The organism is Hymenobacter sp. BRD128 (assembly GCF_013256625.1).
Lineage (GTDB): Bacteria > Bacteroidota > Bacteroidia > Cytophagales > Hymenobacteraceae > Hymenobacter.
In genome coordinates, this window is sequence record NZ_CP053908.1 from 1,296,907 (window position 1) to 1,311,672 (window position 14,766).

Sequence of the window (14,766 nt, forward strand, 5' to 3'; positions counted from 1 at the left end):
TGCTACTTTTCTTCCGGCACGTATTGCAGGATGCTGAGATTATCCTCGGCCAGCACCTCGTTGGCCAGCTCGCGCAGTTGGCTAGCGGTCACGGCCTCAATGCGCGCAAAAATCTCGGGCAGCGGCTCCACGCGGCCCAGGTCGAGGGTGCTTTTGCCCAGCAGCTGCATCAGGCCCGAGTTGCTTTCCTCGCTCATGGCGAGCTGCCCCATGAGCTGGTTTTTGGCTACGTGCAGCTGGCTGGTAGTCAGCTCTTTCTCGCGCAGTAGTTTGAGTTCCTTCTGCACCAGGCCCAGCGTGCGGGTGAGCTGCTTGGCCTCGGTGCCGAAGTAGATGCCGAACAAGCCGGTATCTGTATAAGGCGAGTACGAGCTGTCGATGGTGTACACGAGGCCATATTTTTCGCGTACCGCCAGGTTGAGGCGCGAGTTCATGCCGGGGCCGCCCAGGATGTTATTGAGCATGAAAAACGGCACCCGGCGCTCGTCGGTGAGCGGGTAGGCGGGGCCACCCACTATACAGTGCGCCTGCGAGATGGGACGCGTTTCGGTGCGGTCGTGGCGCACGTAGCCGCTAAACGGTAGCCGCTCGCGCGGCCCTAGCCGGGCCGGAATAGGCGCCAGAAAACGGTCGGCTAGCCGCTTTACTTCCTTAAACGGCAGGTTGCTGACGGAGCTGAAAATCAGCCGGTCGGTGCGCACGTTTTCGTTATAGAAGGCGTGAAAATCAGCCGTTTGAAAGCCGCTCACGCTTTCGCGCGTGCCGAGGATATTGACCCCTAGCGGGTGCGCGCCATATATCACGGCGTCGAAGTCGTCGATAATGGCATCCTCCGGCGCATCCTGGTACATGCTCATCTCCTCCAGAATCACGCCGCGCTCTTTTTCTACCTCGCGCTCCGGGAATACCGAGTTGAAGGTCAAGTCGGTAAGCAGCTCAAATGCGCGCTCAAAGTGGGTGCTGAGCAGCGTGGCGTAGAAGCAGATTTTTTCCTTGGTGGTGTAGGCGTTCAGCTCGCCGCCCACGGTTTCGAGGCGGTTGAGGATGTGAAACGACTTGCGCTTGTGGGTGCCTTTGAAGGCCATGTGCTCCCAAAAATGGGCTAGCCCCTGCTGGTGCGCCTGCTCATCGCGCGAGCCGATGTCGAGCAAAAAGCCGCAGTGCGCAATCTTGGTGTGCGGCACCTCCTTGTGCAAGAGGCGGATACCGTTGGGATACTCGAATTGGTGGTAATCAGACATTGATACTATAATCGGCGAAAGCAACAAAGTTCGGGCCGTAGCGCGGACTTTTAGTCCGCGAGTCAGTGCGCCCATTACTCGCGGACTAAAAGTCCGCGCTACTGCACCAGTTTCTCGGCCCGAAACAGGTCGTCGGCCGCTTGCAGCAGCTTGTTGCGCAGCTGCGGGTTGTAGTTGGGGTGGGCAGCCAAAAACTCGCGCACCGTGCGCGCCGCCGTGGCCGACTGGTAGCTGCCCAGCGTGCTTTGCAGCCAGCCCGCGGGGAAGAAGATGTCGCCCGTCTGCTGAATTTCTGCCAATAAATCGAGGCTAGCGGGCAGGTATTGCTCCGACGTGGCCTGGCGCAGCGGGTGGTGCAGGTAGCCGAGGGCGCTCTGCACCCAGGCTTCCTTTTCGCGGTTTTTCTCGTCTTTAAGCGAGGCAAAAAACTGGTCGCGGGTGGCTACGTCGGGCGAGAGCGCGGGCATCAGGAACTGCAGGCGCTGGCGGCGGTCTACGTTGGTGATGCGGGCTAGCTGCTGGGGCAGAATGGGTTGCGGCGCGGCGTAGTCGCGCACGGCCAGGGCCAGCGCCAGGCTGGTGTAGTCGTCCTCGGTCAGCTTCACCAGGCCGGGTGCTTTTTGGCTCTGCCAGATTTGGTAGAGGCATTTTTGGGCGGCTGGCGTGAGCGCAATGCTTTGGTAGGCTTTGAAATACAGCTTTTGCTCGCCGGGGCGCGGCTGCTTTTGCATGGCCTGCCAAATAGCTTTTTCCACGGCTGGGGCCAGCGCACTGCGCTCAGTGGGCGTCAGAAACTGCCAGTAGATATGACTAAGCTGGTCGGTGATGAGCTTGATATTGAGGTCGTTGGTTTCGTGCGCCGTCTGGGCCAGGTAACGGTCGAGCAGCGGGCGCGGGGCCAGCCCCCGGCCGGCCAGCATATTCTCGTAGAGGGCGATGTAGGTGCTGGCGCGGGCCACCGGGTCGGCGAGGCTGGCCAGGTGGTCGGCGGCCTGCGGGGCCACCGGAAACACGCCGTAGCCCAGGCCCTGCGAGTTGAGCAGCACGTAGCTGGGCGCCCCTTTGCCGGCCGGCAGCGGCACGGCTACTTCACGCTGGCTCATATTCACGGGCAGCGACAGGGGGCCGCTAGGGTACAGAAGCGTCACTTCAAACTGCTGGGGCCAGAGGCGGTCGGAGCCGTCCTCAGCGTGCTGGCGGATAACGAGCTGGCTAGCCGCTGGTTGCAGCTCGTAGTCGAATACCGGGCGGCCGGGCTGGTTTACCCACACCTGGTTCCAGGCGGCAAGGTCGGCGGGCGTGTGGGCGTCGAGAATGGCGATGAGGTCGGGCCAGGTGGCGTTGCCGTGGGCGTACTTTTTTAAGTATTCCCGCACGCCTTCCTGGAAAGGCTTTTCACCCATCAACAGCTCCAACTGGCGCATCATAATGGGCGCCTTGTGGTAAATAATATTACCGTAGAGCGAGCCGGCTTCCTGCAAATTCTCCAGCGGCTGCCGGATGGGATTGGCCCCGGCAGTGCGGTCCACGGCGTAGGCGGCGGGGTAGTGGTCGGTGACGAACTTGAGCAGCTGCGCCGGGCCGGCGGCGGCTTCGGGGTTCATCTTATCGGCCATGAAATTGGCGAATACCTCCTTCATCCACACGTCGTTAAACCACTGCATGGTCACGAGGTCGCCAAACCACATGTGGGCCGTTTCGTGGCCGATGAGGTTTTGGCGGGCCAGCAGCTGGTCCTTGGTCGCGCCTTCATCGAGAAACAGGCTGGACGCCTTGTAGTCAATGTTGCCGACGTGCTCCATGCCGCCGTACTGAAAGTCGGGGATGGCCGTAAAATCGAATTTTTGAAATGGGTAGGGGATGCCCGTGTACTTCTCCAAAAAGGCCAGCGTCTCGCCGTGCAGCCGGAAAATAGCGGGCACGCTGAGGCGGATTTTGGTCGAGTCCGTTTCGCGGTGCAGAAAGCTCATGGGCCGGCCGTTTACCTGCTGCGCCACGCGCGTAAATTTGCCCGCCGCGAACGAAAACAGGTAGGTGCTAATGGAGTCGGAGGGAACGTACTGGGTCGTTTTGCTCGAATCGGTGCCCGCCCAGCGCGAGTTGGCGACAGTCTTCCAGCCCGGCGGCACCGTGAGGGCTAGCGCAAATGTGGCCTTCAAATTGGGTTGGTCGAACACGGGCACCACCGTGCGGGCGCGGTCGGGCACGAGTAGCGTGTAGAGGTAGTCGGCGTTGCGGTTCAGTGATAAATCGCCGGCATTCAGGCTGATTTTGACCACGTTATCGCCCACTTGCAGCGCGGCGGCGGGCAGTGCCAGATGCTCCTCCTGGTAGTCGATGGCGGCGGGTTGGCCGTTGATAGCCAGGCTGTGCAGCTGGCTAGCCCGGCCTTTAAAATCGAGCTGCACCGGGGCGCGGTTGTCGCGCAGGCGGAAGGTGATGGTTTCGTCGGCTCGTACCGGGTCGGCTTTGCTAGCGGGGACGGTCAGACGCAACTCATACGCTACGCGGCTGATGGTCTGCTTGCGAAACTCGGCCAGCTCGCGGCTCACGCCGGGCACTACAGCTGGCGCAGCCACCGGGGCGGCTAGGGTAGCAGTAGCCGCCCTGGTGGTAGGGTAGGTGGCACGCTGGCAGGCTGCGGCCAGCAGCAGGCCGCCGAGCGCCCCATATTTACGGTAATTCACGGGCATAGCAAGCGTGACGAACGACAAACAATTTCCCAAAACTAAGCTGCTCGCCGCATGGCTACTCCCACGCCACCCCTGCGCCTCTACCCGCTCGGCGATGCGGCCGTGGTGCTGGAGCTGGGGCAGGCTATTGCTCCAGGCACGCACCAGCTCCTGCAGGCGCTGGCGCGGCTGCTCGACCAGCACCCGCCGCTGGGCCTGCGTGAGTACGTGCCGGCCTTCACCACCCTCACCGTATTTTATGACCCTTGGGTGCTGAGCCAGGCTAGCCCTGAGCTGCCTTATGCGCAGATGGCGAGCGCATTGCAAAAACTACTGCCCGCTGCCCAGGCCGCCGCGGCTCACTACGCGCCGGGGCCACTAGTAGAAATTCCGGTGTGCTACGGTGGCGGCTTTGGCCCCGACCTGGCGCTGGTGGCCGGCCACGCGCAGCTAGCGGCCGAAGAGGTTATTGCCCGCCATGCCCAGCCCGAATACCTGGTGTACATGGTCGGCTTTGCGCCCGGCTTTCCTTACCTCGGCGGGCTCGATGCGCGGCTGACCACCCCGCGCCGTGCCCAGCCCCGGGCGCTGGTGCCGGCCGGCGCGGTGGGCATCGCGGGCGCGCAAACCGGTGTTTATTCCTTGCCCACGCCGGGCGGCTGGCAGCTTATCGGGCGCACGCCGCGGCGGCTGTTCGACCCTGGCCGGGCCCAACCGAGCCTGCTGCAGGCCGGCGACCGGCTGCGCTTCGTGCCGATTTCCGAAGCCGAATTTCAGCGCCTTAGCCATGAGCATTAGCGTCATAAAGCCCGGCCTGTTCACCACGGTGCAGGACCTGGGCCGCTTTGGTTACCAAAAAACCGGCCTCGTGGTGAGCGGTGCGCTTGACGCCTTGGCTCTGCGCACTGCGAATATCCTAGTGGGCAACCCCGAAAACCTGGCCGGCCTCGAATGCACCTTGCGCGGCCCCACGCTCCGCTTCGAGGCCGACGCCCTGCTAGCCCTCACCGGCGCCCACCTAGCCGTAGCTATCGGCGGCCGGCCTGTGCCGCTGGGCCGGCCGGTGGCGGTGCGGGCGGGCACGGTGCTGACTTTTGGCGCGCCCAACACGAGCGGCCGGGCCTGGCTGGCGGTGGCCGGCGGCGTGGCGGTGCCGCCGGTGCTGGGCAGCCGTGCCACCTATCTGCGCGCCGGGTTAGGTGGGCTAGCCGGGCGCGCCTTGCAGGCGGGCGACGTGCTGCCGGTGGGCGAGTGGGCGCCTGCTTCGCAGGCGTTGTTCAAAGGCATACGGCTAGCCGGTGCGGCTGGCTGGGGTGCGGCCGGGTGGCACGTTGATAACTCACCGCTAGCCCGCCCCGGCGCGCCGCTGGTGGTGCGGGCGCTGCCGGGGCCCGAATATGCGCAATTTACGCCGGCTAGCCAGCGCGCTTTCTGGGAAGAACCATTCGTCGTTACTACCGAGGCCGACCGCATGGGCGCCCGGCTCAGTGGCCCGGTGCTGGCCCGCCTCACCGCCGCCGAGCTACTATCGAGCGCCGTCGCTTTTGGCACGGTGCAGGTGCCGGCCGGGGGGCAGCCCATTGTGCTGCTGGCCGACTGCCAGACCACCGGGGCTACCCGCGGCTAGCCCAGGCTATCTCGGCCGACCTGGGCCGGCTGGCGCAGGCGCTGCCGGGCGCGCGGCTGCGCTTTCAGCCCGTGGGGCTAGCCGAGGCGCTGGCGCTGTATCTTGCGCAGGAACGGCAGTTGCGGGCCCTGGCGCGCGCCGTGTACCTGAAATATCTGTTATGAACCCTCCCGCTACCGTCGATTTAAACTGCGACATGGGCGAAAGCTTCGGCGCCTGGACCCTGGGCCAGGATGCTGAAATTATGCCCTTTATCACCTCGGCCAATGTGGCCTGCGGCTTTCACGCCGGCGACCCCGGCGTGATGCGCCAGACCGTGCGCCGGGCGCTAGCCCACGGCGTGGCCATCGGCGCCCACCCCGGCCTGCCCGACCTGGTGGGCTTCGGCCGCCGCAACCTGGACATCTCGGCCGAGGAAGCGTTTGATATGACGGTGTACCAGCTCGGGGCGCTGGCGGCCGTGGTGCGCGCCGAAGGCGGGCAATTACACCATCTTAAGCCCCACGGCGCGCTCTACAACATGGCCGCTACCAACGCGGCCCTGGCCGAAAGCATTGCCGAAGCCATCTACAAGGTGCAGCCCGAGCTCACGCTCTACGGCCTGGCCGGCTCGGAGCTGACAAAGGCCGGCGAGAAAATCGGCCTTAAAACGGCCCACGAAGTCTTTGCCGACCGCACTTACCAAAGCAACGGTACCCTCACGCCGCGCCGCCAGCCCGACGCGCTCATTACCAGTGCCGACGCGGCCATTGCCCAGGTGCTGCGCATGGTGCAGGGCGGCTGGGTGCGCACCCAGCAGGGGCCCGAGGTGGCTATTCGGGCCGATACGGTGTGCCTGCACGGCGACGGCGCCCACGCCCTGGAGTTTGCCCGCCAGCTGCGCACGGCCCTGGCCGAGGCCAACGTAACGGTGCAGGCCACCGGCGCACCTGTCCCAGCGCCCAGCCCCCGATGAAGCCAAAGTTTCGCACCTGGGGCGGGGCTAGCCTGGGCGCTGCCTTCCTGATGGCCAACTCGTCCATCGGCCCCGGCTTTTTGACGCAAACCACCGTTTTTACCCAGCAGCTGCTCACCAGCTTCGGGTTCGTCATTCTGGTGTCGGTGGTGCTCGACGTGGGCGCGCAGCTCAATACCTGGCGCATTCTCACCGTGAGCGAGTTGCGGGCCCAGGACCTGGCCAATAAGCTGTTGCCGGGGCTAGGGTACTTTCTGGCGGGCATGGTCATTCTGGGCGGCTTCGCCTTCAATATCGGCAACATTGCGGGCTGCGGGCTGGGGCTGAACGTGCTCACCGGGCTCTCGTTTGAGCAGGGCGCCATCATTAGCTGCGGGGTGGCGCTGCTGCTATTCTGGGTGCGCGAAGTGGGCAAGATGCTCGACGGCTTCACTAAGATTCTGGGCACGGTTAAGATTTTGCTTACGCTGGGTATTGCCTTCAGCGCCCACCCGCCGCTGCTGCAGGCCCTGCACCACACGCTGCTGCCGGCCAAGGTGAGCGCGGCGGCCATCGTCACCATCGTGGGTGGCACGGTGGGCGGCTACATCACATTTTCGGGCGCCCACCGCCTGCTCGACGCGGGAATTAAAGGCCTTGACAGTCAGGCTGAAGTGACGCGCAGCGCCGTCAGCGGCATCGTCATTTCTACCCTCATGCGGTTTGTGCTGTTTCTGGCCATTGTGGGCGTGCTCAGCCACGGTGCTACCCTAGCCGCCGACAACCCGGCGGCCAGCGTGTTCCGCGCGGCGGCGGGCGAGGTGGGCTTCCGGGTGTTCGGCGTCATTCTGTGGAGCGCAGCCATCTCGTCGGTGGTGGGCGCGGCCTACACGTCGGTGTCGTTTTTCAAGACGTTTCACCCCGTGTTTGCGCGCCACGAGCGGGCCTGCATCTCGGTATTTATCGTTTTGTCAACGGCCATCTTCGTGGGCATCGGCAAGCCTACCCAACTGCTCATTTTTGCCGGTGCCATCAACGGGCTAATCCTGCCCCTGGCCTTGGCCATCGTGCTGGTGGCCGCCGCTAGCCCCCGCCTCATGGGCACGTACCGCCACCCCCGCTGGATGCTGGCCGCCGGCTGGGTGGTGGTGGTCATCATGGGTGGCCTTAGCCTGCGAGCGCTGTGGGAGCAGTTTGGCTAGGGCTGCGGGCGCGGCTACACCGCCGGCCGCACGGCTATTTTCTGGCGCGCGCGCCAGAAAAGCAGCAACAGCAAAACGCCCAGCGAGGGGCCTAGCAGCACCGAGCTGAGCAGGTGCAGATGGTAGTACTGCGCCTGGCTCAGGTGCCAGTGTTCGGCGAGGAGATGATAGATGCGGTCCATGCAGTAAGGTACGCATAATCAGGCAATTTAGGTGCGCCCTTCCGTTCCGCTCGCGGCCGGCCTGGTAGCCCGCCACGCCCGCGCCTCTGCCAGCACCCCTAGCAGCTGCGCCGTCTCGATTTCGCGGGCGCAGCGGAAGTGCCCCAGCGGGCAGCGGGCGTGCCCGTGCAGCCCGCACGGCCGGCAGGCCAGCGGCCCCGGGTGCTCCACAATTCGTGAAAAAGAACTCAGCGGCCCAAACCCAAACGCCGGCACCGTGGAGCAAAAAATGGCGCACACCGGCGCATCCACTGCCGAGCACAGGTGCAGCGGCGCCGAGTCGTTGACGTAGTTGAGCACCGCCCCGCGCAGGAGGGCGGCCGAGGCCAGCAGGGATAATTTGCCCGATAAGTTGACCAGCCCCGGCCGGGCGGCCGCCTGGGCCAGCCGCTCGCAGGCGGCCGTATCGGGCGGGCCGCCGAGCAGGTACACGGGCAGGCTAGCGGGCAGCGCAGCCAGCAATTCCAGCCATTTTTCCTCCGGGTACTGCTTGGTAAACCACACGGAGGTAGGCGCCAGGCAGATATACTCGCCCACGGCGGCGTAGGGCGCGGCGGCCGCCTCGTCGGCTAGGGTGGGGTAGAGGCGGGGCTGTGGGTTGCTGGTTTTTGGTTTTTGGTTTTTGGTAGGTGTTTGAGAACCAGAAACCAGCAACTGGAAACCAGAAATTAAGGCCAGGTTGCGCGCCACCTCGTGGGTGCCGTCGCCGATAACGTGTGGCACGCGCCGCGTAAAAAACCGGCTGAACGGATTTTCGGCGAAGCCCACCCGCTCCGGCGCGCCCGAAAAAGCCGTGAGAAACCCCGTGCTGGCGAAGCGCTGCAACGTTACTACCCGGCCGTATCGCTCCGCTCGAACTTGCTTCAGCAGGCGCACTAGGTTCGGGTATTTCTGGCTTTTTTTGTCCCAGATAAGTACCCGCCGGATGTGCGGATTACCCGCCAGCAAGCCCTCGTTGCCGCGCCGCACAAGCACGTCGAGCGGCTGGCCAAGCGCGTGCTCGGCCAGGTACTCGACCAGCGCCGTAGCCAGGATTACGTCGCCGATAAAGGCGGTTTGGATGAGTAGCGTGGCTAAGGGTGAATCGGGCATGGGCACAGGCCTCAAAGGTAGCTATGCATCCAGCGCAGCGCTCAAAATGGTAATGCCGGTAGCATTGCAGCGCCAACTCACTAGTTGCAGGCTGGCCCCGAAATGCGCAGCGGTCTGCTGCCGCGTAAAACCGCGTTGCTGCGCCCATTCGAGGCCGCGCCGGGGTATTTGTAGGCAGCTACCCAGGTAATCCGCTTCGCGCTCGTGCTGCTTGTCCAGCGTCGCCGGCCAGGTAGCGGGGTCAAAAGCAGGTAGGGGGTGGCCTAGCAGCAGGTGCGCCAGCTCGTGCATAAGATTAGCCTCCTGCCGGGCCGCCGAGTGCAGCGGGTGGTGCAGGATAACCGGCGGCTGGCGGCTAATGAGGGCCGCTGACCAGCCGGGCTGGCTCAGCACTTGCGCCACAGCAGCGCCGGCATCCGCAGCCAAGTCTAATGGAGTAAGTAGTAGTACTTGGTAATGGGCTGCTAGCTGCCGGGCAGGCAAAGGCTGAAAAGCCTTCAAACCCAGCGCGTAGCGGGCCTCGGTGGCCAGTGCTTCGCACCGCTGGCGGAAGGCCGCAGATAGGCGGGGCGGCGAAATTGGCTGGCCGGCCAGGGGGTTAGTCATCGTGCCGGGGCAGCTTGGCATAAGCTGCTTCTACCAGCGAAGCCAAGGCGTTGGCAGTGGCCGGGTCGAGCTGCCGGTCAGAGCGCAGGAGCAACGCAATCTGCTGGGGACGGTCGGGGGCCGTGTCAGCTGTGCCATTTTGGGCGGCCAGTAGCTGGGCCGGGGCTACTTGTAGCCAGTCGCAGAGGCGCAGAAAAGTCGTCATGTCGGGCGCTTTCTCATTTTCAACCCGCGATAGGGTAGCCGGACTGATTTCGCCGATTTCCTCGGCTATCTCGCGCAGGCCCCGGCCGGCCCGTTTGGCGCGCACCAAGGCGGCAAGGGCAGCAGCATCTAAGTGATGTTTCATGGGTTTCTGGGCTAAGCTTGCAAAAATAACCTGAGTGCAAGTTTGGAAGTGTGAGAAAAGCGTTGTTTAATTTTTGAAACAAAAAATATTATATGAAACAACCGCCTCCTTCCCCGATTACCCCGCAAGCGCATCTGTTCGAGAGTATGGTTATTGGCTTGCAGGAAGCTGGCCGCCAGTCTGCTACCCATTGGCTTGATGGGCCAGCGCTTCGGCGGGGGCTCAACGGGCTAGCCGTGGCGCTGGCCACCGCAGCGCCCCTATCGGCGCGGGGCTGGCAAGCGCTGCTGAGCCGGCCCGTGCGCGACTGGTGGCCCGCCACCCTGCCCCGCGCAGCAGCTTTTGAAAGTGATTTCAGTCTGCTCGAAGATGGTGAGCTTAGCGAGGAAGCTAATCGCTTCTATTACACGGTACTGGTAGAAGAAGCCGGCTTAGCTGGAAGCTCGGCCGTGGCTGCCGCGCGGGTGCTGGACAATCAGGTATTCGCGCACCTGCTGGCACGGCTGCGCGACAAAAACCGCCAACCGGCCACCGCCCCGGCGGCCCAGCGCGACTACGTGCGGCTGCGGCAGTTCCTGATTGAGCACCCGCTCACAACGGCTGCCGCCATTGGGGAGGCGTTTGAGGATGCCCGCTTCATCAGAGTGGCCGAGGTAGGGGAGCTGTACGAGCCGGCCGGGCCGGGGCCACACTGGCACTGCCAGCATTGTGGGCCGCTGCACGTGGCCGATGGCGGCCTGCGCGGCATTCGCCCGCGCCTGTGCGCCGACCACCTGCCGGGTAGCGCGGCCGTGCTGCCCGGGCCGGCTGGCCCCGGCGAAGTGCTGCGCCTGCGGCCGGGCCACCTCTGGCGCGTGTGCCTGCCGGGCAAGCCCGAGCTAGCCTTGTATGCGGAGCTGCTGTACCTGCACCAGCAGTACCCGCAGCAGCTAGCGGCCCCAGTGCTGTGGCCGGGCCTCGACCAGTATGACCTGCGCCTGGGCTGGCCTGCCGATGGCACCCACTGGGCCGTGGACGTGAAAGATCAGCAAAATCCGCGCCTGTTAGGCCAAAGTCTGTACCCGCTAGGTACCCAACATGACCTGGCCTACGACCGGGCCTTTTACGTGGTGCCCGACCGCTGGCTAACCCCGCCCCACGGTAGCACTTACCTGCGCACAGTACGCCAGAATGCCAAGCTGCCGGCTACTCACTCCATCGTCGGCCTGCAAGAATTTCTGGGGCAGGTAACGCAAAAAGTTACGCTCACCACTCGCGCCAAGCGCCCCCGCTCATGAATCAGCTTACGTTCTTTGAGGCTCCGGCCGTGTTTCGGCACCGCGTGCAGGAGCTAACGAGCCTGCTGCCTGAGGAAGGCGGCCGCCCCATGACAGCCACCGAGGCTCATACGCTACTGAACGTAGAGCTGACTTTCGCGCTGGCCGAAATGCTAGGCTTCGACGACGAGCCGGTAACGGCGCCGTGGGCGCTGCTGAGTGGCATGCCGCTGCGCGAGGCACGTCTGTTGCGCCTGGATGCTACTCGCCGCCGCGCCCTGGTCAATGCCCGGCAGCTGGTGCCCTATGGCCCGCGCTTTGCCTGGCTGGTGGCGCTGCGCGACTACCTGGCCCTGCCGGCGCACGCCCCGCGTAGCTACCACTTTGACCCGGCCGAGCCATCGCCCACCCTGATTGCCAACGCGAAGCGGCTGCCGCCAAACCGCATCCAGGAAGACCTATTCCAGCGTTGCCTAACCGAGCGGCTGCCGTGGCGGCTGCGCCCGCAGCCGAAGCTTGCGCAGGCTGATACCGACTACCAGTTTCGGGCCGTGGTGCCTACTAACGACCAGCAGCCGCTGACGGCCTTGGTGCAAGTGCGCTTTAGTGCGGCGGCGCTGGCCGCCGTGCCACCGCTGCCGCCGGCTTGGCTAGCCCCGCGCCCGCCCCGCGAGCCGCTGTGCATCAGGCGGGCTACGCTGGAAGCCGTGGCGGAAAAGCTGGACCAGCTAGAGCTAAAGCTAGCCGCTGACTATCGTGGCTACCGTCTTCAAAATTGGTCTGACCGGCTTCGCAATCTCACCTTTCAACTGGTGCGGGCGGGCCACCTAGACCCTACCGATGAGTTGCCGATGGAGGGTTTTATGCACCTGGCAGGCATGGTAGCTTCGGGCAAGTCTACGCTGGCGATGCTGCTGGCGGCATATTTCTGCCAGCAGCCACCGGGCCGGCGCATGACACTGGTAGTGGGCGATGTGCAGTCGGCCGTGGGGCTAGCCAACCAGCTCAATACCTGGTTTGCCGGCGACCCCGAAACCAGTGCGCCGGTGGCCGTGCCGCTGCTAGGCCGCAGCACCCGCGAAACCCACCGCCGGGCCTTTGCGCACTCCGACGACTATCGCCAGCACCTGGCACGGCGGCAGCCGCACTGGGGCGAGCGCTGGCTCAGCCCCTTGTGCCCGCTGCAAGCCTGCCTCACCGACGGCACGGTAGCCACTCAGCTGGAAGGCCACCTGCTACCCGCCGGCCGCGAGCCCTGCCAGCGCCTGTATAAGCTGCCGCCCGCCCTGGCAGATGCCCCTCACCGCGGCCGCCGCCGGGCCCCCGCGCCCCCGGTGGCTAGCCGCACCGCCGTGAGCTGCCCGTTTATTACCAGCTGCCCGCAGTACCAGCTCTACCGCGACATGCCCGCTGCGGCGGTCTGGATTACAACGCCCGGCGGCCTCACCAGCGGCAGCCTGCCCCCGCAGGTTGAGCAGCGGCCCTTGAAACTAGGCGAGTTGGTCTATGAACAGTCCGACCTGGTAATTTTTGATGAGGCCGATACCATTATCAAATGGTTGGATGATTTTTATGCGCAGGAGCTAAAGCTGACCGGCGGTCAGCGTGGGCTGTTCGATACGATTACGCTGCCCACCGAGCGCCATACCATTCAGACGCGGGTGATGCCACCGGGTACGCAGCGGTGGGTAGGCGCCGAGCGGGCCGCCCAGCAGGTAATATCGGCCCTGCTGACACTACTTACGCCCGGCCGGGGCCCCGGCTTCTTGCAGCAGTGGGTGGCCAATCATCAGTTCACGCCGCTGTCGCTCAGCTACCGGCTGGCGCGAGGCATCGCTGGCCTGGCAGAATACGACCGGCCCGAAGTGCCTGAGCCGCAGCGCCAAGCCAATGAGCAGCTGACGCGCACGGTGCTGCACCCTTTCGAGGCCTTGCTCGATGAGCCCGACCCGCTCCGGCCGCTAAGCCGCCGCGCCCGGGAGCAGGATGCTACCCGTGCCTTGTGGCAATTGCTGCAGCGCCTCAGCAACGCCGAGGAAAGTGCCAGCGACGCCGAGCTACGCACCGAGTGCGCCGAGTGGCTGCGAGCTTTTGGCCTAAGCCAAGTGCCTAGTGGCCCCGAGCGCCCGGCCGCCGAGGTAGAGCGCTTGGCCTATCAGCTACAGCTGGTGCTGACGGTAGCCCTGCTCGACCGGCACAGCCGCATCGTATTATACGAGTGGGACCAGCGCCCGGCCGGCGTGCTGGTCGATTCGCCCAACCACCGTAGCCGGGCCGCCATGCAAAGCCTGTTGCCGCTGCCGCTCACGGGGCGGCAGTTTGGCACCTACTACGCTAGCGGCAGCCGGCAGGCCGGCGCGGCCGACCATGCGCTGTCGCTCTTTGCCTACACCAACGTAGGGCGGCACTATGTGCTGCATTTTCACGAGTTGTTCGCCGACCTCACGGGCGAGCCCGGCCCGCACGTGCTAGCCTTGTCGGGGACCTCGTACCTGCCCGATTCCACCACTTTTCATGTGGGGCCGCCGCAGGGGCTGCTATCGCCCCCGGCCGAGGCAATGGCGGCCATTGCCCGCAGCAAGTTTGCGTTCCTGCCGCAGCGCGATGCCCAGGATAAGGGTATCCGTATCTCCGGCGGTGGCCGGCAGATTGAGACAATGGGCCGCATTACGCAATTAATGAGCGGCTTGGCCGGCCGGGGTGGACAAGGGCACCTAGCCGAAATGCTCGACCGCCTGCACCACCTAGGCCAGCAAGACCCCGCGCAATGGGCCGACCGGGGCCGCTTGTTGCTATTCGTTAATTCTTATGAACAAGCCAGCTGGGCGGCCGATGCGCTACGCAGCAGCTGGCTGGCCCAGCGCAGGAGTATTCGCTACCTCGTGCCCCAAGCGGCGGGCGAACCGCCCGCAGGGGGCTTGCTGCGGGCCGATATTGAGCAGTTTGCGCACCAACACGATGCCTGCGTACTGATAGCGCCGCTCAACGCAGTAGGGCGCGGCTTTAACATCCTGAATGCTCACGGCCGGGCCGCCTTTGGGGCCGTGTATTTTCTGACGCGGCCCTACCCGCACCCGCATGATGCGCAGGCCGTGGCCCGCGAATTGAATCGCCGCACCTTCGACTGGCTGCGGGACAGTGGGCAGGAGGCCTGGCAGGCCGATGGCCTCCTGGGTAAGGCCAATGCCGCCCGCCGCCAAGCCTTGCGCTACTGGCGGCAGGCCGAAAGCCGCTCGTACTACAGTACCCTCTTCGACGACCCGGCCCTGTGCGCCTACCCCCGGCGCGACTTGGCTGCCACCACGCTGGGCTACGTCATTCAGGCCATGGGCCGCCTGCTGCGCGGCGGGGTGCCCTTCCACGCCTTCTTTGTAGATGCGGCCTGGGCACCCAACAATGCGGCCCCGCGCACTGGCCATCCACAGCCCGATGCACCCGAAACCAGCCTGCTAGCCGCCATGATAGAGCGCCTGCGCGTGTACACCAGCGACGATGACCCGGTGGGCCAGGCGCTGTATCTGCCTTTGCAAGAAGCGATGGACGCTATTGAAGGATTTGTAGAATAG

Annotated in this window: 12 protein-coding genes; 6 read left to right on the forward strand and 6 right to left on the reverse strand. The window is 64.9% G+C overall.

From position 1 onward, the window contains the following. Positions 1-2: 2 nt before the first annotated feature. Both GKZ68_RS05855 and GKZ68_RS05860 read right to left on the reverse strand, forming a co-directional pair. The gene (locus tag GKZ68_RS05855) at positions 3-1,241 is read right to left on the reverse strand and encodes a pitrilysin family protein (RefSeq protein WP_173111876.1); all 1,239 of its coding nucleotides are present in this window, start codon (positions 1,239-1,241) and stop codon (positions 3-5) included. Positions 1,242-1,339: 98 nt separating this feature from the next. Further along, a complete protein-coding gene (locus GKZ68_RS05860; RefSeq protein WP_173111879.1) occupies positions 1,340-3,934 on the reverse strand; it encodes a M1 family aminopeptidase in 2,595 nt (864 codons plus the stop codon). A 51-nt stretch (positions 3,935-3,985) separates the two neighbouring features. Here GKZ68_RS05860 and pxpB point away from each other — a divergent pair, with 51 nt between their 5' ends. From pxpB to GKZ68_RS05880, 4 genes are all read left to right on the forward strand, one after another. Further along, positions 3,986-4,711, forward strand: coding sequence for a 5-oxoprolinase subunit PxpB (gene pxpB / locus GKZ68_RS05865; RefSeq protein WP_173111882.1), 726 nt, complete (start codon positions 3,986-3,988; stop codon positions 4,709-4,711). Further along, complete coding sequence (locus GKZ68_RS05870) at positions 4,701-5,540, forward strand: biotin-dependent carboxyltransferase family protein (protein WP_217275320.1); 840 nt, start codon at positions 4,701-4,703, stop codon at positions 5,538-5,540. The genes pxpB and GKZ68_RS05870 overlap by 11 nt, the downstream gene beginning before the upstream one ends. A 160-nt stretch (positions 5,541-5,700) precedes the next feature. After that, positions 5,701-6,495: a LamB/YcsF family protein gene (gene pxpA, locus GKZ68_RS05875; protein ID WP_173111885.1), complete on the forward strand. Its 795-nt coding sequence runs from the start codon at positions 5,701-5,703 to the stop codon at positions 6,493-6,495. Next, positions 6,492-7,676, forward strand: a complete 1,185-nt coding sequence (locus GKZ68_RS05880; protein WP_173111888.1) for an NRAMP family divalent metal transporter — start codon at positions 6,492-6,494, stop codon at positions 7,674-7,676. The genes pxpA and GKZ68_RS05880 overlap by 4 nt, the downstream gene beginning before the upstream one ends. Before the next feature lie 14 nt (positions 7,677-7,690). Here GKZ68_RS05880 and GKZ68_RS05885 read toward each other — a convergent pair whose 3' ends face one another. From GKZ68_RS05885 to GKZ68_RS05900, 4 genes are read right to left on the reverse strand one after another with little or no spacing between them, the layout of a single operon-like run. Further along, entirely contained in the window at positions 7,691-7,858 is a 168-nt protein-coding gene (locus tag GKZ68_RS05885; RefSeq protein ID WP_173111891.1) for a hypothetical protein, read from the reverse strand. A 27-nt stretch (positions 7,859-7,885) separates the two neighbouring features. Next, positions 7,886-8,989 carry a glycosyltransferase family 9 protein gene (locus GKZ68_RS05890; RefSeq protein ID WP_173111894.1) on the reverse strand — a complete coding sequence of 368 codons (1,104 nt, stop codon included), beginning with the start codon at positions 8,987-8,989 and terminating at the stop codon, positions 7,886-7,888. 21 nt (positions 8,990-9,010) lie between these two features. Continuing rightward, a complete protein-coding gene (locus tag GKZ68_RS05895) occupies positions 9,011-9,616 on the reverse strand; it encodes an ImmA/IrrE family metallo-endopeptidase (protein ID WP_173111897.1) in 606 nt (201 codons plus the stop codon). Then, positions 9,588-9,944 (reverse strand): helix-turn-helix domain-containing protein, encoded by a 357-nt coding sequence (locus tag GKZ68_RS05900; RefSeq protein ID WP_173111900.1) that lies wholly within the window; start codon positions 9,942-9,944, stop codon positions 9,588-9,590. Before GKZ68_RS05900 ends, GKZ68_RS05895 begins: the two co-directional genes overlap by 29 nt. Before the next feature lie 92 nt (positions 9,945-10,036). On the opposite strand from GKZ68_RS05900, the gene GKZ68_RS05905 reads away from it, so the two are divergent. Both GKZ68_RS05905 and GKZ68_RS05910 read left to right on the forward strand, forming a co-directional pair. After that, positions 10,037-11,221 (forward strand): hypothetical protein, encoded by a 1,185-nt coding sequence (locus GKZ68_RS05905; RefSeq protein ID WP_173111903.1) that lies wholly within the window; start codon positions 10,037-10,039, stop codon positions 11,219-11,221. Next, positions 11,218-14,766, forward strand: a complete 3,549-nt coding sequence (locus GKZ68_RS05910) for a hypothetical protein (protein WP_173111905.1) — start codon at positions 11,218-11,220, stop codon at positions 14,764-14,766. The genes GKZ68_RS05905 and GKZ68_RS05910 overlap by 4 nt, the downstream gene beginning before the upstream one ends.

What these genes read in the sequence shown, in the direction of transcription:
- GKZ68_RS05860 (WP_173111879.1), bottom strand. Translation starts at nt 3,934, where the DNA reads ATGCCCGTGAATTACCGTAAATATGGGGCGCTCGGCGGCCTGCTGCTG.
- GKZ68_RS05870 (WP_217275320.1), top strand. Translation starts at nt 4,701, where the DNA reads ATGAGCATTAGCGTCATAAAGCCCGGCCTGTTCACCACGGTGCAGGAC.
- GKZ68_RS05905 (WP_173111903.1), top strand. Translation starts at nt 10,037, where the DNA reads ATGAAACAACCGCCTCCTTCCCCGATTACCCCGCAAGCGCATCTGTTC.
- pxpA (WP_173111885.1), top strand. Translation starts at nt 5,701, where the DNA reads ATGAACCCTCCCGCTACCGTCGATTTAAACTGCGACATGGGCGAAAGC.
- GKZ68_RS05885 (WP_173111891.1), bottom strand. Translation starts at nt 7,858, where the DNA reads ATGGACCGCATCTATCATCTCCTCGCCGAACACTGGCACCTGAGCCAG.
- GKZ68_RS05910 (WP_173111905.1), top strand. Translation starts at nt 11,218, where the DNA reads ATGAATCAGCTTACGTTCTTTGAGGCTCCGGCCGTGTTTCGGCACCGC.
- GKZ68_RS05890 (WP_173111894.1), bottom strand. Translation starts at nt 8,989, where the DNA reads ATGCCCGATTCACCCTTAGCCACGCTACTCATCCAAACCGCCTTTATC.
- GKZ68_RS05855 (WP_173111876.1), bottom strand. Translation starts at nt 1,241, where the DNA reads ATGTCTGATTACCACCAATTCGAGTATCCCAACGGTATCCGCCTCTTG.
- GKZ68_RS05880 (WP_173111888.1), top strand. Translation starts at nt 6,492, where the DNA reads ATGAAGCCAAAGTTTCGCACCTGGGGCGGGGCTAGCCTGGGCGCTGCC.
- GKZ68_RS05895 (WP_173111897.1), bottom strand. Translation starts at nt 9,616, where the DNA reads ATGCCAAGCTGCCCCGGCACGATGACTAACCCCCTGGCCGGCCAGCCA.
- GKZ68_RS05900 (WP_173111900.1), bottom strand. Translation starts at nt 9,944, where the DNA reads ATGAAACATCACTTAGATGCTGCTGCCCTTGCCGCCTTGGTGCGCGCC.
- pxpB (WP_173111882.1), top strand. Translation starts at nt 3,986, where the DNA reads ATGGCTACTCCCACGCCACCCCTGCGCCTCTACCCGCTCGGCGATGCG.